Here is a 21,642-nt window from a genome sequence, read left to right as displayed (position 1 = left end):
TCCTTACGCCCGATATTCGGGGCAACCGTCGCGCAGCGCTTCTGCATAGGCACTGGCTGCGTCTTCCAGATACGTCCTTGCGGCGCAATATCCACCGGCCGCATGCAGGCCTTCACGCAGAGCGTAAAGCCCCGCCAGGACATCGCTCCAATCCACATGGCCCATATGGCCGAGCCTGACCAGGCTCTTCTTCAGTTCGCCCTGCCCCCCGGCCATGACCACGCCGCAGCGCTCTGCCGCTACTTTGAGCACTTCGCCGCCATCGATGCCTGTCGGCAGCTTGATGGCGGTCAGTCCCCAGGTGAAATGCGTCGTGGCCAAAAGCTCAAGCCCCATGCTTGTCGCCCCGGCCCGGGCCATGGACGTCAGCGCCCACTGCTTGGCGTACACGGCCTCCAGGGTCTGTTCCTTGAACAGATCAAGACTCACGGCCAGCCCCTGCAGCAGATTGACCGGGGAAGTGAAAAGGGTCTGGTGACCCAGGCTCTTGTCCCGCTCGGCCAGCAGGTTGAAATAGAAGTCAGTAGGACCCACGCTGCGCACTTTGTCCCAAGCGCGGGCGCTCAAGGCCAAAAGGGCCAGACCCGGCGGGAGCATGAGGCCCTTCTGGGACCCTGTCAGCAGGCAGTCGATGTCCCAGGCGTCCATGGGGCATGGCGAAATTCCGACAGCCGAGATGCCGTCGACAACAAGGAGCACGTCCTTGTCACGGGTCACCTGGCCGAGCTCGTGCACGGGGTGCAGCACCCCGGTGGACGTCTCCGAGGCCTGGACCAGCACGCCGCAAAGCGCAGGATCCGCCGTCAGAGCCGCCCGCACCTCCTCGGCCGCCACGGCCTGGCCGTTTTCAAGAACCAGGGAGGTGACGACAAGACCACGCGCCTGGGCGATCTCCCGCCAGCGCTCTCCGAACTTGCCGCCCTCGACCACGAGCACTTTCTCGCCGGGCGCGAAAAGATTGGTCACGGCCGCGTGCATGGCTCCCGTGCCCGAACAGGACAGGGGCAGAACCTGTTGCGCGGTGCCGAACAGGTACTTGAGGCCAGGCTGAATGCGCTCCATGATCTGCACGAAATCGCGCTTGCGGTGGTGAATCATGTCCTTGGCCAGGGCCAGGCGAACCTCCTCCGGTAGGGGAGTGGGACCGGGGGTCAGCAATCGTAATTTATTGAGCATATCGTATCCGCAAAAGATGTTTGCAAATGGTTATTGGTGAGCCGCGCTCCAGTCATCGCCAACGCCCCAGTCAACCACGAGGGGCACGCTGAGGCTGTACACGGAAGCCATGATCCCGGCCACGGCCTCGCCCACTTCCCGGGCCCGGGCCGCAGGGGCCTCGAGCAGCAGTTCGTCGTGAATCTGCAGGATCAGGCTCGCGCCTAATTCGCCAATAACCGGACTCTTGTCCACTTCGAGCATGGCCTTTTTGATGATATCCGCCGCCGAACCCTGGACCACGGTATTGATGGCCATACGCCGGGCCTGCTGGGCCATGTTCGTATTGCGGGAATTGATCTCGGGCAGCATGCGCCGTCTCCCGGCCAGAGTGGTCACATAGCCGAGGGACTTGGCCCCGGCTTCGATTTCCTCGTAAAACTCCCGCACGCGGGACAATTTGCTGAAATAGACCGCGATGAACTCCTTGGCCTCCTTCAGGCTGATGCCCAGCTCCCGCCCCAGCTTCTGCGGGCCCATGCCGTAGAGCAGGCCAAAGTTGATGGTCTTGGCCTTGCGCCGCTCGTCGGCGCTGACCTCGGTCGTGTCGAAGAGAATCCCGGCCGTGCGGGCGTGGATGTCGTCACCGGCGGCAAAGGCCTCCGTGAGGGTCTGGTCTCCGGACATGTGCGCCAGAACCCGAAGCTCGATCTGCGAATAGTCCGCAGCCACAAGCCGGTTGCCGGGCGAGGCCACGAAACAGGAGCGCATTCGCGGACCAAGCGCTCCGCGAATGGGGATGTTCTGCAGGTTCGGGTTGCTGCTTGAAAGGCGGCCAGTGGCCGTGGCCAGCTGGTTGAAGGTGGTGTGGATGCGCCCGTTCTTATCGGCCAGCTGCGGCATGGGCTCAAGATACGTGGAGCGCAGCTTCTCGTACATCCTGAACTCCAGCACATCGGCGACGATGGGATGCTCCGCGGCCAATCCTTCAAGCACGCTGCTGGACGTGGATTGCGCCCCGCCGGGAGTCTTCTGCTTGCAGGCCAGGCCCAGTCGGGAAAAAAGCACTTCGGCCAGCTGCTGGCTGGAGCGGATGTTGAACTCTTCTCCGGCCTGCTCATGAATCGTGCGCGTCAACCGATCCAGCTCGGCCTGGACCATGCCGAGAAAATCATGGAACCTGGCCGCATCAATGCGGATGCCGCGTTTTTGCATGCGCACCAGCACCTCGGTCAGAGGCAATTCAAGATCTTGCAGCAGCCCAAGCAACTCCGAGCCCGCGAGCCGCGCATGCAGCAGGCGGCCTACTGCCAGCACTGCCTGGCCGTGATTTTCCCGGTGCACGTCGATCTCGTCGCCCAGCCCGTCGCGGATTCGCTCCAGGGAGTAATTGCGCTCTTCCGGGCTCAGGAGATAGGCGGCAAGCTCTATGTCGAAAATTTCGGCGCAGCCCGAAAGATCAAGGCGGCCCTGCTCAAGCACGCTCTTGTACGACGTCACGTACACGCGCGCCCCAGTCAGCGCGCGGCACAAATCCGAGGCCGCGCCCATGAACAAAAGCTCTTCCGCATCCGTGCCCAGAATCCACTTTTCGCCCTCGGCGTAAAGGCCCACGTCCTTTCCGGCCATGGGCTCAAGGCGTGGGGCCAGGCGGGGTTCGACCCGCACCGGACCGGATGTTTGCTCCCCGTCCGGGACCGGAGCGGCCACCGCCGCCTGCTCCTGAGCGCCAGACGCCTTGGCGCGCCCGTTTTTACGGGCAAGGGCCTGAAATTCGGACAAGAGGGAGCGGAATTCATATTCCTTGAAAAAATCCAGCGCCCCGCCGTCGACCTCTCCCACAGCCAGATCGTCAAGACCGAACTCCGTGCACATGTCCGTGCGAAGCGTGGTCAGTTTCCGGTACACAAAGACCTGCTCCATGTGCGGGGAGAGCAGGGTCTGTTCCTTGGCCGTGAGGCGGTCGAAATTCTTTTTGAGCAAATCAAGGCTTGGAAAGCGGCGCAAGAAACCCATGGCCGTCTTGGGCCCGACTTTCGGGATGCCGGGAATGTTATCCGCCGCGTCTCCGGTCATGGCCTGGAAATCCGCCCACTGATCCGGCTGCAGTCCCGTCTCCTCCACAAAGCCCTCGCGGGTGACAAGCTTCTCCTTGCCTTGGGCCGGGTCCCACATGACCACGTTCTCGTCCAGACACTGCCGCAGATCCTTGTCCGCGCCGACAATGACCACGCTGCGCTCTTCCTTGAAACGGCCGGCCAGGGAGGCGATGCAGTCGTCGGCTTCCCCGCCCTCGGCCTCGAGCACGCGGATGCCCAGCAGCCGAAGCCCCGCCTTCAACGGTTCGAGCTGCGCGGCCAGCCCTTCGGGCATGCGCGGCCGATTGGCCTTGTAGGTGGGCAGAAGTTCATGCCTGAAGGTGGGGGCGCGGCCGTCGGTGACGAAAACGAGGTGGGACGGATTCTCTTCGCGCAGGAGCCTGAGGACCAGCTTGAAGACGATATACATGGCGCTGGTCGGAAACCCGTCGGAGCGCTTGAAATCGGGGTATGCGTAGAAACCGCGATAGATGAAGGCGTGACCGTCGATCAAAAAAAGCGGCTCGGTTTTCAGTCCGAGCCTTGTTTGCAAACTCATGCGCCCTCCGGTTTGGGGGAAGCGGGTGTCGGTTATGAGGCCCCGTTCGGAGAAGTCTCCGGCTCTTTCTTCTTTTTCTTCACATCCACGCCACCATGCAGTCGTTCCCACACAAACTGGCTGGCGTGCTGACAGCCCAGCTTCTCCATGGGAATCTCGGCCCGGGCCATGGACTTGTGTCCTCCGGCGGAACCCACGTCGCCGAACAGGCGCTTGGCGAATTTGCCCATGTCGCGGCGCAAGCCGTCACCGCGAAAGACGATAACGAGCTTGTCCTCGCTGATGCCGCTGATCACAGTCGTGGACAGCCCGTGCACGCGCAGGAAAAAATCAGCCAGAACGACCAAAATGTCGGAAGAATCGACCTTACCCATAAAGATGGTGATAGTCTTGCCGGTGACCCGCATCTTGCGGAAGGCCTGGGTGAAATACTTAAGCCACTCCAGGCGGAACTCCGAGCGGATGATCTTGTGCAGCAGGGGCTTGTTGTAGAATTTCGAGAGGTAGCGAAAAGCCTTCATGTCGTTGTCGTGAAACTCGCGCTCAAAGCTCTGGGTGTCGGTCTTGATCCCGTACAAGAGGGCCGTGGCCAGCAGCTTCCCCGGACGCAGTCCCAGGTTGTAGAGATATTCGGTCATGATGGTCGCGTTGGACCCGTACTCGGACACGATCTCGACAAAATCGGCTTCCACGGGCGTGCCCGCGACTTTCGGGTGGTGGTCGATGACCACGGAAAAGTGGATGTTCGCGAAATCCGGGTGATGATGCGGTTGGGAGTCGACCAGGGCGAAACGGTCGTACTGGGCCAAAAGAAGCGGATTGAGTTTCTTGGTGGCGATGCGCAGCAAGCGGATCATGGCCAGATTGTCGGGCCTGGTGATCTCGTTGACATGGGCGATGGCGACCTGTTCGACACGGCCTGCGAGGATGCGCTTCAACGCCATGGCCGAGGCCAAGGCGTCGGGATCGGCATTGATGAGGATCAGCCAACGCTCATTTTTATTCAGCAATTCTTGAAGCTTGGCAAGCTTCGGATCCAGCTTTCGAAAATAGGCCATGACCTTCTCACTTGAGTTTTTGGGCCAACCCGGCAACGACCAGATACACACTTGTACTGACACTGGCAATTTCACGGTTGAGTTGACCCAGATCGCGGGCAAATGCCCGTATTTCACCGTCGAATGCAAGAGGCCCCAGCCCCATTTCAGTCGATACCAAAATCAGATTTCCCCCCCTCCAATCCCGAAGGCCGGCGAAAAATTCCTCTCTCATCCGCTTGCCGTCATCCCGGCTGCCCGCCAGCGAAAACATCCAGAAATCAAGACTGTCGACCAGAACGCTGCCGCCTGAGGGAGCAAGGGCTCCAAGCGCGCCGGCCAGATCGGTGTCCACTTCCCGCACCGCGATATCCGCATCCCGGTTCTGACGGTGGGTAGTGATCTGTCGCCGAAAGGCAAGGTCACGGGATTTTCCCGTGGCCACAAGCGTCCAGGGGCGCGGCCCCCGGCACAGGAGCTCGAGCCCGAAATCGGATTTGCCGGATTTGTTGCCGCCAAGGACCAGATCAATCATGGTGCATGCCCCACTGAAGAAGCCAGGACTGAAGCAGATTCAAGGAGCGTCCGAGCTCTTCCAGAGAAAATATTTCAACCACCAGCGTCGTATCCTCCGCTACGCGCAGCAAGATGTCGCGCAGCAGGCCCGGATCGGGCAGCTGACCCAGCCCGGCATGCCCGCTCCTTGATTCTCCGCCATAGATATGGAGAATGCGCACGCGCTCGAAAAATCCGGGCAGGCTCATCAGGCTGTCTTGGCCATAACTGACCATGTGCCCCACATCCAGACAGACTCCAAGCCCACATGCGCGTATCTCATCCCAGATTCCACTCAGATCGCCCTCACGCGTATTTTCGAGCCAGAGCATGGAAGACAGGGCGGGCCTGTGCCGCAGCAGCGCGGAGAGGTTCCCGGGTTCAGGAGGATGGAGCACATAACCGCGTGGCTTGAGAAAGGCAATTTTTTGCTCAAGCGCGAAAATGGCGTCGCCAACGGCGGCCGGACCGTCCTTCCAGGGCAGATCCAGGGGAAGATGGGCATGGTAGGTCAGCCCCAGTTCAGGCAGATTCAAGGGCAGATCAAGCTCATCGTAGTCCAGGCAACCACGCGTCTCAAGGAGCATGAGCGCGACCTCGCCCACCATGGAAGAGAGCGCCCGGCAATTGGGCCCGACCCGGTCCGGGATGACGCAGGATGGCGCAGCCAGTCTAAAGCGCATGCGGGTCAAAAAGGCTCAGCTGCCGTTCATTACGACGCACATGGCGCTTGATGGCGCTTTTACGCAGCATGTCCTGCGGCAGACGGCGCACCAGGGACGACAGGGCGAGTTTCAAAGTCTTGCCGAAAACGCGGCGGCTGGCCGAGTGGCTCAGGAAAAGCATGGATTTGGCCCGGGTCAGGCCGACGTAGAAAAGGCGGCGTTCCTCGTCCATGTCGAGCCCATGATCGTCGCCGGGCTTGCCAAGGAGCATGTCCATTCCCGCAAAAGGCAGGATGCCCTCTTCCAGGCCGGGCAGGAACACGACCTCGAATTCGAGCCCTTTGGCCCCGTGCATGGTCATAATCTGCACTTTCTGCGCCTTGGCCCTGATGGCGCAAAGCTCGGTCTCAAGCCGGACCATGTTCAAAAGTCCGCGCCAGCCCGAGCAGGCCTGGAAGGCCTTGACCAGATCCACAAAAGCCCTGCTCTTCCAGAACAGGGCGTCAAACGGCGGGGTCGCTGAGAAATGGACGGCCATGGCCAGCGGTCCCTTCTCGACCACATCCTCGGGACAGGACGGAATCTGCTCGTCCACGGCGTCGGGCAGTCCGAGCACGTTTCCGGCGATCCGCAAAAGAAGATCCACCCGCGCATCGACAAAAAAGGACTCCTGCTCCGGCACGGACACAGGTATCCCGGCGCTCTCAAGAGCCTTGGCAATGGGCGGGACAAGAGCCTTGAAACGCACCAGCACGGCGATGTCGCCGGGAGAAATGTTTTTCCCCTCGTGCGTGTCCGCCTGCCAGTGGCCGGTGCCTCCCAGGAGTTCGCGCACCCGCCCCGCGATCCAGCCCGCCTCCTGCTCGGCGCTCTGGGCTTCGAACAGCACGAGGGACGCCAAGACGGATTTCTGGGCCACCAGGGTCTGCTTTTCCGTAAAAAGATGCGCCGCAAGGCTTAGGATCTGCTGCGCCGAGCGATAGTTGTGGACCAGCCTGATCCTTTTGAGATCCGGCCACAGAGCACGAAGTCTGCCCTCGACATCACGCACCGCGCCACGAAATCCGTAAATGGCCTGGTTCGGGTCCCCGATGGCAAAAAAACCCCGCCCTCCCTGGGCACAAAGCGCCGTGACCAGTCCGAGCTGAAGAGCGGAGAGGTCCTGCACCTCGTCGACCAGGACGTGATCGAAGTCCGGAACGCATTGCCCAAGTTCGAGGTGTTCGAGCCAGAATTCGAGCAGATCGGTGTAATCGACCAGATTGAAGCGGACCTTGTCGTCCAGATAGCATCTGGTGTGTTCGCCGGGGATGCGCACCCCGTCCTCGCGGGCCAGGGATTGTTCATTCCAGGCGGTTTTGAGTTCCTTGCCCTGCAGGTCGGGATTGGCGGCCGCGAAAAGTCTGCGGCTGCTCTCCTCGGACAGAAGGATCGGGGCCTCGCCCATGACAGAGGTCCAGTATTCAAGCCCCAGCGCGTGCAGGGTGTCCGTCTTGGGCAGCACGGGCAGGCCCGGACAAAGCCGCTGCAGGCGATCTTTCAATTCCCGCGCGGCCTTGCGGGTGAAAGTCAGAATCAGGATTCGCGCCGGGTCGGCGCCCTGCGCAAGCAGGTGGCGCACGCGGCCCATGAGGGTCTGGGTCTTGCCCGTGCCGGGACCGGCCAGGACCAGCACCGGCCCGGGGCCGGCGAGAATCGCGGCCATTTGCATTTCATTGGCCGTCTGGACCGCTTCGTCTGCCAGGAGCGAGAGCTCCCCCTTGGTCTTGCGCCAGCGCTGTCCCAATACTTCCGGCGGCGCGGAACGGGCAGCCATGGACAGCATGCGCCCATGCTTGAATTCGAGCAGCTCCTGAGGCGCGAACATGGAGATGCGCCCATACTCGCCGTCATACCCCGAATGCCTGTGAACCACGCCCTGCCGCATCCTGCGCACGGCCTCGGCCAAAACCGTGGAGGAGCGCCGCAAGTCCTCTTCGGGAACATCCCGCAATATACTGAATTCAGAACCAAAATCCTGAACAAGCTGGTTGTACATGCCAAGCACTTTCTTCGTGCCGGGACCCACCCCCAGAATCTCCGAAAGGATTTCGGTCAGGGGCACCAACGACGAGAATCCCGGATGATTGGCCGGGCGTACGGGCAAGTCCCGGTCCGAGAGGGCAAAGATGCGGTTCAGCACGCCAATGGTCAGAGGTTTGCCGCAGACCGGGCAAAACCCGCGGTGCGCTGCTGTCTCCTGGGGTTCGAGCATGACGCCGCATTTGCGATGACCGTCGAGGTGATATTTGCCTTCCTCGGGATAGAATTCGAGAGTGCCTTCAAAACGCGTCGTTTCGCTCTCGCGCCGCAAGGCGGCGCGAATACCCGCAAAAGACCTCTCTCCGGAAAAAACAGTGACTTCCCGGCCCAGCTTTTCCCCGGAATGGGCATCGGAATTCGAGACTAGGGTAAAACGGTCCAGGGCGCTGAGCATCCAGTTCATCTCCGGGTCGGAGGAGAGGCCGGTTTCCAGAGCGAAAATTTCTCCGCTTAAGTCCTCAAAGCAGTCTTCGATACGATCGAAGCCGGATTTCGACCCGAACAGGGAAAACCAGGGAGTCCAGATATGGGCGGGGACGAGATAGGCCAGCGGGTCGGTTTCAAGAACCATTTCAAGAAGATCGTGCGCGTCGAGTCCCAGAATGGGACGGCCGTCGGAGGCGAGGTTCCCGACCTGCGCCAGGCGGGTGTTGAATTTGAGGGCCGCGTCGATGCTGGGCATGAAGACCAGATTATGGATTTTGCGGACCTTGCCCCGCTTTTTGTAAATGGAGCTGATCTCGGTGCAGAGCATAAAACGGATACGCGCCGCGTTCATGTTCCCGGAGTACCAGGGCAGCTCCTGTTCCAGCGCCTTGTCGTCGCGCAGTCGCAGCAGTCCATTTTCCCCGGCTTCAAGCTGCCGGGTGATGATGTCCATCCAGCCCGGATGGGTGAAGTCGCCCGTGGCCAAAACGTCGATACCCTTGATCCCGGCCCAGGCCAGCAGGTTTCTAGGCGTGAGGTTCTTGCTCGTGGCCCGGGAAAATTTGGAATGGATGTGCAGATCGGCGATGAAAGTATTCACGTTGTATCCTGGGGATCCTTTTGGGTCCGGAAAAAAGAGAGGTCCTGAACCAGCACGGCCCTTGTCCCTCCCGTGGGAATATTGGAAAGATCGATGAATGTGCCGTTCTGGGCCGCGAGCCTGCGGGCGATGGCCAGGCCCAGACCCGAACCCACAGCCTTGCTGGTCACGAACGGGTCGAAGCACTTGTCCACCATCTCCTCAGCCACCCCCGGGCCGTTGTCGGCGATGACCAGGGTCCTGGTGCTTTGTCCCCTTTCTTCCAGGATGCTGATGTTCGGATCTTCCGTGTTTTCAAGAGCCTGCAAAGCATTGACCACAAGATTTATAAGGATCTGATGCAACTGGTTGCGGTCAAAATAAAACGGCTCATCCCGGACTTGAGCGCGTATCGTAACGCCGGGATACTGCAGGCGAAGAGGCATGAGCACGTGGTCCAGCTCCGTCGCCAGATCAAGGGCGGACGGCTCGGGTGCCTTGGGGCGTGCAAAGATCAGAAAATCCTTGAGCAGAAAATCAAGACGGTCGATGTCACGCAGTATGACCCGTGAGAGCCTGTCGGAAAATTCCTTTTCCAGATCATCGGAAAGGAGAAGCTGCAGACTGGTCTTGATCCCGGCCAACGGATTCTTCATTTCATGAGCCAGACCGGCGGCCAGTTCGCCGACGCTGGCCAGCTTCTCCATTTCCTTGACCTGCCGTTCCAGTCTTTGCACTTCGGTGATATCGGAAAAAAGGATCATCCACCCCTGATTTTCGGGCAATTCGGTCATCTTGAATCCGAAAACTAGGCCGCGATGGGTGCTTATGACCATGTTTCGACGCAGGCACGCAAGCTCGCGATCCTTCCAGAAAGGAAGAAATTCAGGAAAATAGGCATCAAACCTGGTCCCAACCATTTCGTTGCGATCATGTCCGGGAAGCCAATCAAGAGTACGTTGGTTGACGGTCGTGATCCTGCCGTCATGGTTGACTACCAGTAGCCCCGCATCGATCCAGTCAAAAACGCGGTATTTTATCTCCTCGGCTTTGCGCAGGGCTTCTTCCTGCTCGATGAGCCGAAACAGAAGCCGGTTCTCCGCCGTACGACTCAATTTGACCAAAGAGCTGACCAAAATAAGCGCCAAAGTCAGCAAACTGTAGTTATAGGCCAAGTCGGAACCGCGGATATGGGTCTGAGCCCAATATTGCGGATAGTAGAATTGAAAACAGGATATGATGAAGAGAAGAATCCAGACAAGAAAAGAAGAAATGATTATCGTTTTGAATCCAATTATTCGACCATAAAAAAACAGGCAGAGTATATAAAGAAAAGCAAATGCGCTGAATGATCCACCCGTTAAAACAACCCACCACGTTGTTAAAAAAATATCAGCAAAAAGCTGAAGCCTGAACAGGAGAAAAGAACCAATAAATCGCTTTGCAGCCAGGAGATATATGATACTTAATGAAAAACCACTGACAAAAAATAGAATATACTGCAAATCACGATTTATTTCCAGCCTCATGCCTCTGTCCGAAATATTGATGATCTCGGCTATGGCCAAAAGCAAAAGAAAAACCATGATCCCGAGACGGATCACGGAGAATTTGATGTAGAAATTTTTGAATTCGTCGGAGGGTTTCAGTTCAGGGTTATTGTCCACAATCCCTAGGATCTCCCTGCAGTTTTTCCACCGCATGCTTGAGCGCGGGCAGGATGGCGTGCAGATTTTCGCGCACGGCCTTGGGGCTTCCGGGCAGATTGACCACCAGGGAGAGACCCATGACTCCGGCCACGGCGCGGGAAATCATGGCGTGCGGCGTCTTGGCCAGGGAGGCCTGGGTCATGGCCCGCTCAAACCCCGGCAGCCTCTTGTCCAAAAGAGGCAGGGTCACTTCCGGGGTGATGTCGCGGGGCCCGACTCCGGTTCCGCCGGTGGTGAAGACAAGATCGAAGCCCTGAAACAGGCAGCTGTCCACAAGGGCTGCCTTGAGGATTTCCGGCTCGTCCGGAATGATCATTCCCCGGGCCAGGCTGATGTCCATAGCCTCCATGGCCGCGTCGCGAATGGCCGGGCCGCTGGCATCGACGCGCTCGCCCCGCGATCCCTTGTCGCTCAAGGTGATCCAGGCCAGGGAAAAGCCCCGCCGAGCCCGCGCGCATGAAAATTCACCCGGCACGAACACGCCCTTTTCCTTTCTGCCCACCCAGGCAGGGATAAAAAGCCCGTCCTCCAGGCAGAGACGAATCCTGTTTTCAAGCTGCACGCAGCAGTGGGGATCCTCGATCACATCCCCCGCACGCAGATCCACGCCGCCATCGAACCAGCCGTGGATGAGCGGATGATCCCTGCCCTGACCAATAATCACTGCGGCGGCGGTATATGCATCCTTCCAGGTAACACGCATGCAGGCCCCTTGTGCTTCAATTTATTTTGTATTGACCTGTTTTGCCTACCAAACCCCGGCGCTGTTGTCATTATCGCAATCAGCCGGCACTTGTCCGTGAGGTGGGTCTGGAGTAGTGTTTTCCTTGTCGTGAAACAGCATCAAAAGGATCATCCCATGAAAGGAATCATTCTGGCCGGAGGATCGGGCACCCGCCTTTATCCCTTGACCCTCGGCACCAGCAAGCAGCTTCTTCCCGTTTATGACAAGCCCCTTATCTACTATCCCCTCTCCATTCTCATGCTGGCGGGAATTAAAGACATCCTCATCATCTCGACGCCCCAGGACCTGCCGCGCTTCAAGGATGTGCTCGGAGACGGCAGCCACCTTGGCCTCACTTTTTCCTACATAGCGCAGCCTTCGCCCGACGGTCTGGCCCAGGCCTTCATCCTGGGCGCGGACTTCATCGGGCAGGACAGCGTCTGCCTTGTCCTGGGCGACAACATCATCTACGGCGAAGGCCTGTCCAAGGTCCTCAAAGACTGCGCCGAACTTGACAAGGGCGGCATCGTCTTCGGCTATCCGGTCAAGGACCCGCAACGCTACGGAGTCGTTGAGTTCGACTCTTCTGGCCAGGTCGTCAGCATCGAGGAAAAGCCGCTCAAACCAAAATCAAAGTATGTTATCCCGGGTATTTATTTCTACGACAACGCTGTTGTCGACATCGCGAAAAAGCTGCGGCCTTCCCCGCGCGGAGAGCTTGAGATCACCGATGTCAATCGCGAATACCTGCGCCGAGGCAGCCTCAAAGTTGAGCTGCTCGGCCGCGGATATGCCTGGCTGGACGCCGGAACCCACGAATCCCTGCAGCAGGCCGGCAGCTTTGTGCAAGCCATCCAGGACAGGCAGGGCTTCAAGATCGCCTGCATCGAAGAGATCGCTTTTTCAAAAGGGTTCATCGACGCGGAGCAACTCAAGCTCCTGGCCGCAAAATTCAAAAAAAACGAGTACGGAAAATATCTGCATGAAATCGCCGAAGAGTCATTTTAAGTTCAAACAAATCAGCACGTTGATCTTAAAACGAACACCTGGTGAAAACTATGTTCAAAATATGTCCCCTTGTTCCTTGTTTCTGATCGAGCACAAAACGATCAACCTGAAAAACAATGGACATCAAAATTTCCCAACCTTAAATTTATCAATATTTTGATATGTTAACCACAAAGCGCACATAATGCGCGCACTAATAATCTCAATAACCAAATCATTTCTTTATTTAGAGAGACAAAGAAGAGATTGGATATTGCCTGCGGTTTCTCACGATTGAAGTCTGAAGCCTTCTCCAGTACAGAGAAAAACCGATCAAGAAGAATCAATTATTTTCAATAGGTACACAATTATTTCAAGGAAAGTGAGGTATCCATGGACGTTATGAAAATGCCGGCTGATCTGCCCGACGTGAGTCTCAATTCCAACGCCGAGTTGGTGCTCAAAAAACGTTACCAGCGCAAAGGACTGGACGGAACGCCCATTGAGACAGCGAAGGAAATGTTCTGGAGAGTGGCGGCAAGCATAGCATCCATGGAAAAGAACTACCCGTCTTCGCCTTTCAAACCCAAGGATCTGGCCCGCACGTTTTACTCCTTGATGACCGAGTACGATTTTCTGCCCAATTCCCCGACCCTCATGAACGCCGGCACGGAACTGGGACAACTGGCGGCCTGCTTCGTATTGCCTGTCGGCGACTCCATGGACGAGATCTTCGACGCGGTGAAGAACGCGGCGCTGATCCACAAGTCCGGCGGCGGCACGGGCTTTTCCTTCACCCGTCTGCGTCCCAAGGACAGCCGGGTCGGTTCCACCGGCGGCGTTGCTTCGGGCCCCATCTCCTTTCTCAAGATTTTCAACACGGCCACCGAGCAGGTCAAACAGGGTGGAACCAGGCGCGGAGCCAACATGGGCATCCTGCGCGTCGACCATCCCGATATCCTGGAATTCATCCGGGCCAAGGAACGCGAGGGGGACCTCAATAATTTCAACCTGTCCGTGGCCCTGACCGAAAAATTCATGCAGGCCGTGGAGAATGACGAGGAATATCCCCTTGTCGCCCCCCAGTCGCAGGAAGTCATCGAAAAGCTCAAAGCCCGCGAAGTCTTCGAGCTCCTGGTGCGCAAGGCCTGGGAGAGCGGAGATCCGGGAATCATCTTCATCGACCGCATCAACCGCGACAACCCCAATCCGGACCAGGGCGAGATCGAGAGCACCAACCCTTGCGGCGAACAGCCCCTGCTGCCTTACGAGGCCTGCAACCTCGGTTCCATCAATCTGGCCCGTTTCGTGCGCGAAAAGGACGAGGGCGTTGAAATCGACTGGGACAGGCTGCGTGAAGTGGTGCATTTGAGCGTACGCTTTCTGGACAACGTCATCGACGCTTCGGAATACCCGCTGGACCGCATCACGGAGACTGTGCGCAAGAACAGAAAGATCGGGCTTGGAGTAATGGGCTGGGCCGATCTTCTGTACCAGTTGGGCCTGCCCTACGACAGCCGCCGGGCCATCGTGCTCGCCGAGCAGATGATGAATTTCATCCAAAAGGAAGCCAGATCCGCTTCCAAGGAACTGGCCAAGGAGCGTGGTCCCTTTCCGTCCTACGAGACCTCCATCTACAAGGAACAGAATCTGGGGCCTTACCGCCATGCCACGACCACGACCATTGCCCCCACAGGCACCCTGTCCATCATCGCCGGATGTTCCTCCGGGGTGGAGCCTCTTTTCGCCCTGTGCTTCGTGCGTCAGGTCATGGACGGCGAAAAGCTGACCGAGGCCAACAGCTTTTTCGTCAAAGCCCTGCACGACCAGGGATGCTATTCCGAAAAGCTCATGGCCGAGGTGATTGAAAAAGGCTCGGTCAAGAACATGGATTTTCTCCCTGAAGAGCTCAGGAACGTCTACGTGACTTCCATGGACATCGAGCCGCAGTGGCATCTGAAGATGCAGGCGGCCTTCCAGAAGCACACCGACAATGCCGTCTCCAAAACGGTCAACCTGCCCAATTCCGCTACCCAGGAAGACATCTACCAGATCTATTGGATGGCCTACGAAGAAGGCTGCAAAGGCGTCACGGTTTACCGCGACGGCTGCAAGAGCGTGCAGGTCCTGTGCACCGGAGATGGCAATAAGGAAGAGAAGAAGAGTGACGAGTGCCGCCCCATGGACCGGCCCGACATCGTCTACGGATTCACGCAGAAGGTCCGCACGGGCCTTGGCGACCTGTATCTGACGGTCAACGAGGTCAACGGCAAGCCTTTCGAGGTTTTCACCACCATCGGCCGCTCGGGCAGATCCATCACCGCCAAGGCCGAAGCCATTGGCCGGCTGGTTTCCCTGGCGCTTCGCTCGGGCGTGCATGTTCGTGAAATAGTCAAGCAGCTCAAAGGGATCGGAGGGGAGCATCCGGTTTTTCAGAAAAAGGGCATGCTCCTTTCCATTCCCGATGCGGTATCCTGGGTGCTCGAAAACAAGTATCTGCAAGGTACCACTCCGAGCAGTTCCTACAAATCCCTGTCCAAGACCGAATGCCCCGAATGCATGACGGAGCTGGTCTTTCAGGAAGGGTGCTTTGTCTGTCCGTCCTGCGGCTTCACCAAGTGTGGATGAAGAAAAGGATCGGATCATGGAGCAGTCTAACGGGATAGAGCAGTTTTTGCGGAGCATGATGGCCATCCTGGCCAGCAGAGCCATGAGCGCGGCCGAAAAACTGCATTGCGGCGGCATGCTTATCCAGACCAGGATCAAAAGCCGTAACGCCTCGGTCATGTTGTTCGACGAGGACAAGCAGGAACTCAAAGTCGTGGCCGCCAGCAGACAGGAGATAGTGGGGCTGACTCAGCCCCTTTCTCCGGAAAGCATCTCCGGATATGTTTGCACGCACAAAGCCCCGCTTTTGATCAAGGATATCGAGAGCGACAGTCGCTTTTGCTGCCGCAACGGCGGTTACAAGACTACCTCGCTCATTTCCGTGCCCCTGCTTTCCGATCAGGAGCGGGTCATCGGGGTTATCAATGTCTCCGACAAGGAAGGCGGCGGCCCCTTCACGGAGTCCGACCTGTCCGCCCTGCTCGAATACGCCGGGTGGATCACTCCCCTGATCGAGAGTCTGGGAATGTTCGAGAGGCTTGAGACGGAAAAAGAGCGCTATCAGGAATTGGCGCAGGAACTCGAAATCAAGCAGAAAGAGCTGATCATCGCCTCCACCGAGCGCTCCGAACTGGTGCAGATGGTGGTCCACGATTTCAAGAGCCCCCTTTCGGCCGTCATCTCCAACATGGATCTGTTGTCGTATCTTGGACCCAGTGAATCCCAGCAGCCGATCATTGAAACAGCCTTTAAAGGCGCGACCAAGCTTCTGGAAATGATCGACGAGTTCCTGCACATCGCGCGGGTCGACGAATGTCAGGAGCGGGGAGTCATCCTGCGTCCGGTTTCTTTTTTGCCCCTGGTGCGCGGGCAGGTCGAAGCGCTTATGCCCTTGGCCCGTGAAAAGAACATGAGCATTGAAAATCAGTGCGAACTCGACGTTCACGTGCTGGGCGATCCCATGCTTCTTGAGCATCTGGTCCAGAACCTGATTTCAAACGCCATCAAATATACGCCAAGCAACGGTCGGATCAGGATCGGAATGGGCGCCTGGGAATCGCGCAGGACCGCGGACCCCACGCATACGGTGCTTAAATTCTGGGTCGAGGACAATGGCGAGGGGATTGAAGACCGCTACAAGGAATCCATTTTCGACAAGTTCGTACGCACGGAAAAATCAGTTGAGAGCGGAATAAAAGGGACCGGAATCGGGCTTTTCATCTGTCGCAAGATCGTGAACATGTTTCAAGGCAAGATCTGGGTGGAGGACGTCATTCCGCACGGCAGCAGATTTTGCGTCATTCTTTTCATTCCCGGGGAAAATTGAGATGGACAAAAATATCACCGTCATGGTGGTTGAAGATATCCTGTCTGCCCGGGAGACGGTTTTGAACTTGCTGAAAGCATTGGGTTTAACCCATTTTCTGGAAGCGGAAAATGGCGAGGAGGCTCTGGAAAAAATCAAGAACAGCACCCCCGGCCTGATCATTTCCGACTGGAACATGCCGAAGATGAACGGCCTTGGCTTGTTGCGGGCTGTGCGTTCCCGGCCGGAATCGCCCTATATTCCCTTTATTTTTCTGACTTCCAAATCCGAGGTGGAGGATGTGGCCCTGGCTTCGGATGGAGGCGCTTCAGCGTATCTGGTCAAGCCTGTGACCATCAAGGCTTTGGCCGAGGCCTTGAACACGGTTTTCAATGGCGGCTTTGAACAGGATTTTGAACTGCTCAAAGTCGAGATCCAGAATTTGTGCGCGGCGAAGGAACAGGCCAAGGCCGTTGATCTGCTGCGTCGTTTTGAACTCCTCTACCCTGCCCAGGCGCAGCGGATACGGCTTGCGCATGTGCGGGTGCTGATGGAATTTTCGGATTTTCCAAAGGCCGAGGAGATGCTGTGCGACATTCTGGCCTCAAACCCGCTCTTCGCCCGAGGCTGGGAGGCCATGGCCAAGATCCAGTCCTGGCAGGGAATGTGGGACCAGGCATTGGCTGCTGCGGACAAAGCTGTTTCCATCAGTCCGAACAATACCGAATACCATATCCTGCGGGGCTCCATCAATCTTCACAAGGAAGATCTGCACGAGGCCAGGAAAAATTTCATGACCGCCCTCAACATCGACCGTAAGAACGATCAGATCAAGCAGGACATCTGGAACGCCTATGTGGATCTGGACATGGTCGATGAGGTGCAGCGCGATTTCGGCTCGTACATTTTTTCATCCCTGACCTGCGACACCTTGAACAACATGGCCGTGGCCTATCGGCGCAAGGGCGAGCTGGCCCGGGCTGTCGAAATCTACCGCGCGGCCCTGGCCAAGGAACCCGATAATCCCAAAATTCTGTTCAACGCCGCCGTGGCCTATGTGAACAGAAAACAATACGCTCGGGCCAAGTCGCTTCTGGCCCACGCCCTGGGCAATGATCCCGAGTTCGAAAAAGCCAAGGCGCTCCTCAAACAGATCAGCGTTCACGAGCACAAAAACGACGAAGCCGAGAAATCCGGGGACCAAATATGATCAGCATTTCCAAGCTTTCCTACTCTTTTGGCAGGCAGCTGGCATTGAAAGACATTAATTTTTGCATGAAGCCCGGCGAGTTCGTATTTCTGTGCGGGCCATCCGGGGCCGGGAAGACCACCTTCATGCGCATCCTGCACGGCGCGCTGCCCGTTCAACGCGGAAAGGCCGATGTGGCCGGCTATGATCTGAACACCCTGCCCGAGAGCCGCAAACATCTGTTGCGCCGCGACGTAAGCGTGGTCTTTCAGGATTTCAAGATTCTGACCAACCAGACCGTTTTCGCCAATGTCGCCTTGCCATTGAAGGTACGCGGAATCGGACAGCACATCATCGAGAAACGGGTTCGGGCGGTGCTGAGGAGCCTGCATCTCGATCACAAGACCGGAGCGCCCTGCGAGGAATTGTCCGGCGGCGAACAGCAGCGGGTGGCCGTGGCCAGGGCCGTGGTCGTCAAACCGAAACTGCTCCTGGCCGATGAACCCACGGGCAATCTCGACCACGAACTGTCCATGCGCATGATGGATATATTTCAACAATTTCATAAGTTTGGAACTTCGATTATGATAGCGACCCATAACCGTGAAATTATGGAACGCATGGCCGATGCGCGGATCGTGACTCTGGAGGACGGGACCATGCGCGAAGGCTGCGCCCCCTCCGGAGGTCGGCCATGAACGTATTTTTTCAGCTCATCGGACAAGGCGTGCGGGACTTGTTTCGGGCTCCGTGGTCTTTGTGCATGACCATCGCGGCCATCACCCTGGTTTCTTTTCTGGGCGGGGCATTTCTGATGCTCGTGCACAATCTCGATCTGCAGATCGGCAGCCGCCAGGGCAATGTCCAGTTTCAAGTCTACTGGAAGAGCGATGTCGGTTCCGAGGAATTAAAAGAGATCTGGTCCGGGCTGGCCTCCATGGAAGGGGTGGTCAACGTGCGCACGTTTACTCCTGATCAGGCTCTTGGCGTGCTGGAGGAATCGTTTCAGAAGAATGTGGATCTGGAATGGATGAAAGGCCGAAGCCCCCTGCCGCCGACGGCTCTGGTCGAGTGCGAGCTGCCTCAGGAAAATGGAAAGAAATGGGCCACGGGCATGGTCAAGCGTCTTGAAGCCTTGCCCAAGGTCGAGAAGGTGACCTTCAATCCCCTGCAGGTCGACCTGTTGACCTCCTGGGTCGGATTGACCAAGATGGCCTTCTGGCCGGTGACCGGCTTTTTGCTTGTCGTGGTGGGCCTTGTGGTCGGCAACACCATCAAGCTTGCCCTCTTGGCCCGACGTGATGAACTTGAAATCCTGCGCTTTGTGGGTGCAAGCCGTGCGTACATACAGTTTCCATTGCTCGTGGGCGGAGCCTTCCAGGGACTCCTGGGCGCAGGCCTGGCCCTGGGTCTGCTGAAGGTTTTGCACCACGGCATCGAAGACATGTTCAATGTTCCGCCCCTGTGGATAACCATATCTTTTCTGCCGCAGATACACAGTCTGGCCATTCTTGCAATTTTGGCGGCCGTTGGAGTTTTGAGCTCCCTTGTCGCTTTTCGCAATTAAACTCCTCGAGGATCCCTCATGAATCGTAGCGATAAAATGATCAAAGGTTTGGAAAAGGCCCCGCACCGCTCCCTGCTTTTCGCTCTGGGCATGACCCGGGAAGAAATGAAGCGTCCGCTTATCGGCGTGGTCAATTCGGCCAACGAGATCGTGCCGGGACACATGCATCTTGATATCATAGCGAGGGCCGTCAAGGACGGAGTGCGCATGGCCGGAGGCACGCCCATGGAGTTTCCGACCATCGGCGTCTGCGACGGGCTGGCCATGAACCATGAAGGCATGAAGATGAGCCTGCCCAGCCGCGAACTCATCGCCGACTCCATTGAAATTTCGGCCACGGCCGTGCCTTTTGACGGGCTGGTTTTCATCCCCAACTGCGACAAGATCGTGCCTGGCATGCTCATGGCCATGTTGCGCCTCAACATCCCCTCCATCATGATCAGCGGCGGGCCCATGCTGCCGGGCAAATTCGAAGGCAAGACAATCGATCTGATCACGGTCTTCGAGGGTGTGGGCAAGGTCAAGATCGGGAGCATGACCGAAGCGGAGCTTGAGCGCATGGAAGAATGCGCCTGTCCCGGCTGCGGGTCCTGCGCCGGCATGTTCACGGCCAACTCCATGAACTGTCTGTCCGAGGCGTTGGGGCTGTCCCTGCCCGGCAACGGCACCATTCCCGCTCCGACCAGCGCGCGCATCCGTCTGGCCAAGGACGCGGGCATGCAGGTCATGAGCCTGGTCGAAAAGAACATTCGCCCACGCGACATCGTGACCGAAAAAAGCGTGGCCAACGGCGTGACCGTGGACATGGCGCTGGGCTGTTCCACCAACACGGTTTTGCACCTGCCCGCGATTTTCCGCGAGGCCGAGCTTGATCTGACCCTGGACATTTTCGACGAGATCAGCCGCAAGACGCCCAACCTCTGTCGCCTCTCCCCCGCCGGACCGCATCACATAGCGGACCTGCACGAGGCGGGCGGCATCCCGGCCGTCATGAACGAGCTGGCCGCGAGCGGGCGCATCGACCTTGAGGTCATGACCGTGACCGGCCGCACCCTGGGACAGAACCTTGAGGCTCTGCAGCCCCGCATCCTGCGCCCCGAGGTCATCCGCACCGTGGCCGAGCCGTATTCCAAGGAAGGCGGCATCGCCATCTTGAAGGGCAATCTGGCCCTGGACGGCGCGGTGGTGAAACAATCCGCCGTGGCGCCCGAGATGATGCAGCGCACGGGCACGGCCAGGGTCTTCGAGAGCGAGGAAGAGGCCGTGACCGCGATCATGGGCAAAAAGATCAAAGCCGGCGACGTCGTCGTCATCCGTAACGAAGGCCCGGTGGGCGGCCCCGGCATGCGCGAGATGCTGACCCCGACCTCGGCCATCTCCGGCCTTGGCCTGGGCGGCGAAGTGGCGCTGCTGACGGACGGCCGTTTCAGCGGCGGCACGCGCGGGGCGGCCATCGGGCATATCAGCCCGGAGGCGGCCGAAGGCGGAATCATCGGGCTGGTGCAGGAAGGGGATCTGATCAAGATCGACATCCCGGGCCGCAGCCTGGAACTTCTTGTCGACGAGGCGGAACTGGAAAAACGCCGCCGCAACTGGAAGCCCTATCCCAAGGAAATCCGTTCTTCCATCCTGCGTCGCTACAGCCGCATGGCTTCGTCCGCGGCCAAGGGCGCGGTGACTAAAATCTGATGCATTGGAACCGGGAAAGCGCAGCCCGCTATGATAAATGGGCCGGGAGCACGCGGGGAAGCTTCGCTCTGCAGCAGGAGGAAAAACTGCTGCAGAGCGTTATCGCACCGTGGCCCAGGCGCAAGCAGAAACTCATAGACATTGGCTGCGGAACGGGAACGTTTCTGGAGTTTTTTTGGTCCTGCGGGTTTGACCTGACGGGCATGGATAAAAGCCCGGACATGTTGGCCCGGGCCCGGGAGAAGATAGGCCATCGCGCCGACCTGCATCTCGGGAGCGCGGAGCATCTGCCTTTCGAGGATCGCGAATTCGACTACGCTTCGCTCATGACGGTGCTCGAATTCGTGGAAGATCCGGGTCTGGCCCTGCGCGAAGCGGCGCGTGTGGCGCGCAAGGGGCTGCTCATCAGCTTTTTGAACCGGACGTCTTTGTACAGGCTGTCCGTACGGCTGGAAAAAAAGAAATCCGCACTGAACGAGGCGCGCTGGTTCTCCTGGCTCGAAATGCGCGCCCTGATCCTGAAAAACCTTTCCCCGGGCGGTATCGAAGCCAGGTCCATTCTCCTTGGCCCGCCCTGCACCTGGAATTTTGCCCCGGTCATCCGCTATCTGAACAGCACTCCGGTCTTCCCCTGGATGGGGGCCTTCACGACGGTGCGCGTCGACCTGACCGCTCCTCGCGCCCAGACGCCTCTCATGGCCTGGAACACCGAGCCTACAACGTAAGA

Annotated in this window: 16 protein-coding genes; 8 read left to right on the top strand and 8 right to left on the bottom strand. The window is 58.2% G+C overall.

The window, feature by feature from the left end; genetic code table 11:
• Positions 1 to 3: 3 nt before the first annotated feature.
• From DBAC_RS15645 to DBAC_RS15610, 8 genes are all read right to left on the bottom strand, one after another.
• Positions 4 to 1,176, bottom strand: a complete 1,173-nt coding sequence (locus tag DBAC_RS15645) for a pyridoxal-phosphate-dependent aminotransferase family protein (RefSeq protein ID WP_015775290.1) — start codon at positions 1,174 to 1,176, stop codon at positions 4 to 6.
• A 30-nt stretch (positions 1,177 to 1,206) separates the two neighbouring features.
• Positions 1,207 to 3,792 carry a DNA polymerase I gene (gene polA, locus DBAC_RS15640; protein WP_015775289.1) on the bottom strand — a complete coding sequence of 862 codons (2,586 nt, stop codon included), beginning with the start codon at positions 3,790 to 3,792 and terminating at the stop codon, positions 1,207 to 1,209.
• A gap of 32 nt (positions 3,793 to 3,824) precedes the next feature.
• Positions 3,825 to 4,850: a DHH family phosphoesterase gene (locus DBAC_RS15635; RefSeq protein ID WP_015775288.1), complete on the bottom strand. Its 1,026-nt coding sequence runs from the start codon at positions 4,848 to 4,850 to the stop codon at positions 3,825 to 3,827.
• Positions 4,851 to 4,857: 7 nt separating this feature from the next.
• Positions 4,858 to 5,364 carry a bifunctional adenosylcobinamide kinase/adenosylcobinamide-phosphate guanylyltransferase gene (locus tag DBAC_RS15630; protein ID WP_015775287.1) on the bottom strand — a complete coding sequence of 169 codons (507 nt, stop codon included), beginning with the start codon at positions 5,362 to 5,364 and terminating at the stop codon, positions 4,858 to 4,860.
• Positions 5,357 to 6,067 carry a cobamide remodeling phosphodiesterase CbiR gene (cbiR, locus tag DBAC_RS15625; RefSeq protein ID WP_143890961.1) on the bottom strand — a complete coding sequence of 237 codons (711 nt, stop codon included), beginning with the start codon at positions 6,065 to 6,067 and terminating at the stop codon, positions 5,357 to 5,359. Before cbiR ends, DBAC_RS15630 begins: the two co-directional genes overlap by 8 nt.
• A complete protein-coding gene (locus DBAC_RS15620; protein WP_015775285.1) occupies positions 6,057 to 9,158 on the bottom strand; it encodes a UvrD-helicase domain-containing protein in 3,102 nt (1,033 codons plus the stop codon). Before DBAC_RS15620 ends, cbiR begins: the two co-directional genes overlap by 11 nt.
• The gene (locus DBAC_RS15615; protein ID WP_167320947.1) at positions 9,155 to 10,261 is read right to left on the bottom strand and encodes a two-component system sensor histidine kinase NtrB; all 1,107 of its coding nucleotides are present in this window, start codon (positions 10,259 to 10,261) and stop codon (positions 9,155 to 9,157) included. The genes DBAC_RS15620 and DBAC_RS15615 overlap by 4 nt, the downstream gene beginning before the upstream one ends.
• Positions 10,262 to 10,793: 532 nt before the next feature.
• Entirely contained in the window at positions 10,794 to 11,549 is a 756-nt protein-coding gene (locus DBAC_RS15610; RefSeq protein ID WP_015775283.1) for a MogA/MoaB family molybdenum cofactor biosynthesis protein, read from the bottom strand.
• Between the two features lie 156 nt (positions 11,550 to 11,705).
• Between DBAC_RS15610 and rfbA the strand changes: the two genes are divergently transcribed.
• The 8 genes from rfbA to DBAC_RS15570 all read left to right on the top strand — a co-directional run bounded on the left by rfbA (position 11,706) and on the right by DBAC_RS15570 (position 21,640).
• Entirely contained in the window at positions 11,706 to 12,578 is an 873-nt protein-coding gene (rfbA, locus tag DBAC_RS15605) for a glucose-1-phosphate thymidylyltransferase RfbA (protein WP_015775282.1), read from the top strand.
• Between the two features lie 372 nt (positions 12,579 to 12,950).
• Positions 12,951 to 15,185 carry a vitamin B12-dependent ribonucleotide reductase gene (locus tag DBAC_RS15600; protein ID WP_015775281.1) on the top strand — a complete coding sequence of 745 codons (2,235 nt, stop codon included), beginning with the start codon at positions 12,951 to 12,953 and terminating at the stop codon, positions 15,183 to 15,185.
• A 16-nt stretch (positions 15,186 to 15,201) separates the two neighbouring features.
• On the top strand, positions 15,202 to 16,491 hold the full coding sequence (locus DBAC_RS15595) for a GAF domain-containing sensor histidine kinase (RefSeq protein ID WP_015775280.1): 1,290 nt from the start codon (positions 15,202 to 15,204) through the stop codon (positions 16,489 to 16,491).
• A 1-nt stretch (position 16,492) separates the two neighbouring features.
• The gene (locus DBAC_RS18120) at positions 16,493 to 17,680 is read left to right on the top strand and encodes a response regulator (RefSeq protein WP_015775279.1); all 1,188 of its coding nucleotides are present in this window, start codon (positions 16,493 to 16,495) and stop codon (positions 17,678 to 17,680) included.
• Positions 17,677 to 18,357 (top strand): cell division ATP-binding protein FtsE, encoded by a 681-nt coding sequence (locus DBAC_RS15585; RefSeq protein ID WP_015775278.1) that lies wholly within the window; start codon positions 17,677 to 17,679, stop codon positions 18,355 to 18,357. Before DBAC_RS18120 ends, DBAC_RS15585 begins: the two co-directional genes overlap by 4 nt.
• A complete protein-coding gene (locus DBAC_RS15580) occupies positions 18,354 to 19,226 on the top strand; it encodes a cell division protein FtsX (RefSeq protein WP_015775277.1) in 873 nt (290 codons plus the stop codon). Before DBAC_RS15585 ends, DBAC_RS15580 begins: the two co-directional genes overlap by 4 nt.
• 18 nt (positions 19,227 to 19,244) lie before the next feature.
• Positions 19,245 to 20,915: a dihydroxy-acid dehydratase gene (gene ilvD, locus DBAC_RS15575; RefSeq protein WP_015775276.1), complete on the top strand. Its 1,671-nt coding sequence runs from the start codon at positions 19,245 to 19,247 to the stop codon at positions 20,913 to 20,915.
• On the top strand, positions 20,915 to 21,640 hold the full coding sequence (locus DBAC_RS15570; RefSeq protein ID WP_015775275.1) for a class I SAM-dependent methyltransferase: 726 nt from the start codon (positions 20,915 to 20,917) through the stop codon (positions 21,638 to 21,640). Before ilvD ends, DBAC_RS15570 begins: the two co-directional genes overlap by 1 nt.
• The last annotated feature ends 2 nt before the right edge of the window (positions 21,641 to 21,642 follow it).

Source organism: Desulfomicrobium baculatum DSM 4028 (assembly GCF_000023225.1).
GTDB lineage: Bacteria > Desulfobacterota > Desulfovibrionia > Desulfovibrionales > Desulfomicrobiaceae > Desulfomicrobium > Desulfomicrobium baculatum.
This window is presented reverse-complemented; position numbering and strand designations above follow the sequence as displayed.

What these genes read in the sequence shown, in the direction of transcription:
- polA (WP_015775289.1), bottom strand. Translation starts at nt 3,792, where the DNA reads ATGAGTTTGCAAACAAGGCTCGGACTGAAAACCGAGCCGCTTTTTTTG.
- DBAC_RS15630 (WP_015775287.1), bottom strand. Translation starts at nt 5,364, where the DNA reads ATGATTGATCTGGTCCTTGGCGGCAACAAATCCGGCAAATCCGATTTC.
- DBAC_RS15645 (WP_015775290.1), bottom strand. Translation starts at nt 1,176, where the DNA reads ATGCTCAATAAATTACGATTGCTGACCCCCGGTCCCACTCCCCTACCG.
- DBAC_RS18120 (WP_015775279.1), top strand. Translation starts at nt 16,493, where the DNA reads ATGGACAAAAATATCACCGTCATGGTGGTTGAAGATATCCTGTCTGCC.
- DBAC_RS15570 (WP_015775275.1), top strand. Translation starts at nt 20,915, where the DNA reads ATGCATTGGAACCGGGAAAGCGCAGCCCGCTATGATAAATGGGCCGGG.
- DBAC_RS15635 (WP_015775288.1), bottom strand. Translation starts at nt 4,850, where the DNA reads ATGGCCTATTTTCGAAAGCTGGATCCGAAGCTTGCCAAGCTTCAAGAA.
- DBAC_RS15580 (WP_015775277.1), top strand. Translation starts at nt 18,354, where the DNA reads ATGAACGTATTTTTTCAGCTCATCGGACAAGGCGTGCGGGACTTGTTT.
- DBAC_RS15610 (WP_015775283.1), bottom strand. Translation starts at nt 11,549, where the DNA reads ATGCGTGTTACCTGGAAGGATGCATATACCGCCGCCGCAGTGATTATT.
- DBAC_RS15600 (WP_015775281.1), top strand. Translation starts at nt 12,951, where the DNA reads ATGGACGTTATGAAAATGCCGGCTGATCTGCCCGACGTGAGTCTCAAT.
- DBAC_RS15595 (WP_015775280.1), top strand. Translation starts at nt 15,202, where the DNA reads ATGGAGCAGTCTAACGGGATAGAGCAGTTTTTGCGGAGCATGATGGCC.
- cbiR (WP_143890961.1), bottom strand. Translation starts at nt 6,067, where the DNA reads ATGCGCTTTAGACTGGCTGCGCCATCCTGCGTCATCCCGGACCGGGTC.
- rfbA (WP_015775282.1), top strand. Translation starts at nt 11,706, where the DNA reads ATGAAAGGAATCATTCTGGCCGGAGGATCGGGCACCCGCCTTTATCCC.
- ilvD (WP_015775276.1), top strand. Translation starts at nt 19,245, where the DNA reads ATGAATCGTAGCGATAAAATGATCAAAGGTTTGGAAAAGGCCCCGCAC.
- DBAC_RS15585 (WP_015775278.1), top strand. Translation starts at nt 17,677, where the DNA reads ATGATCAGCATTTCCAAGCTTTCCTACTCTTTTGGCAGGCAGCTGGCA.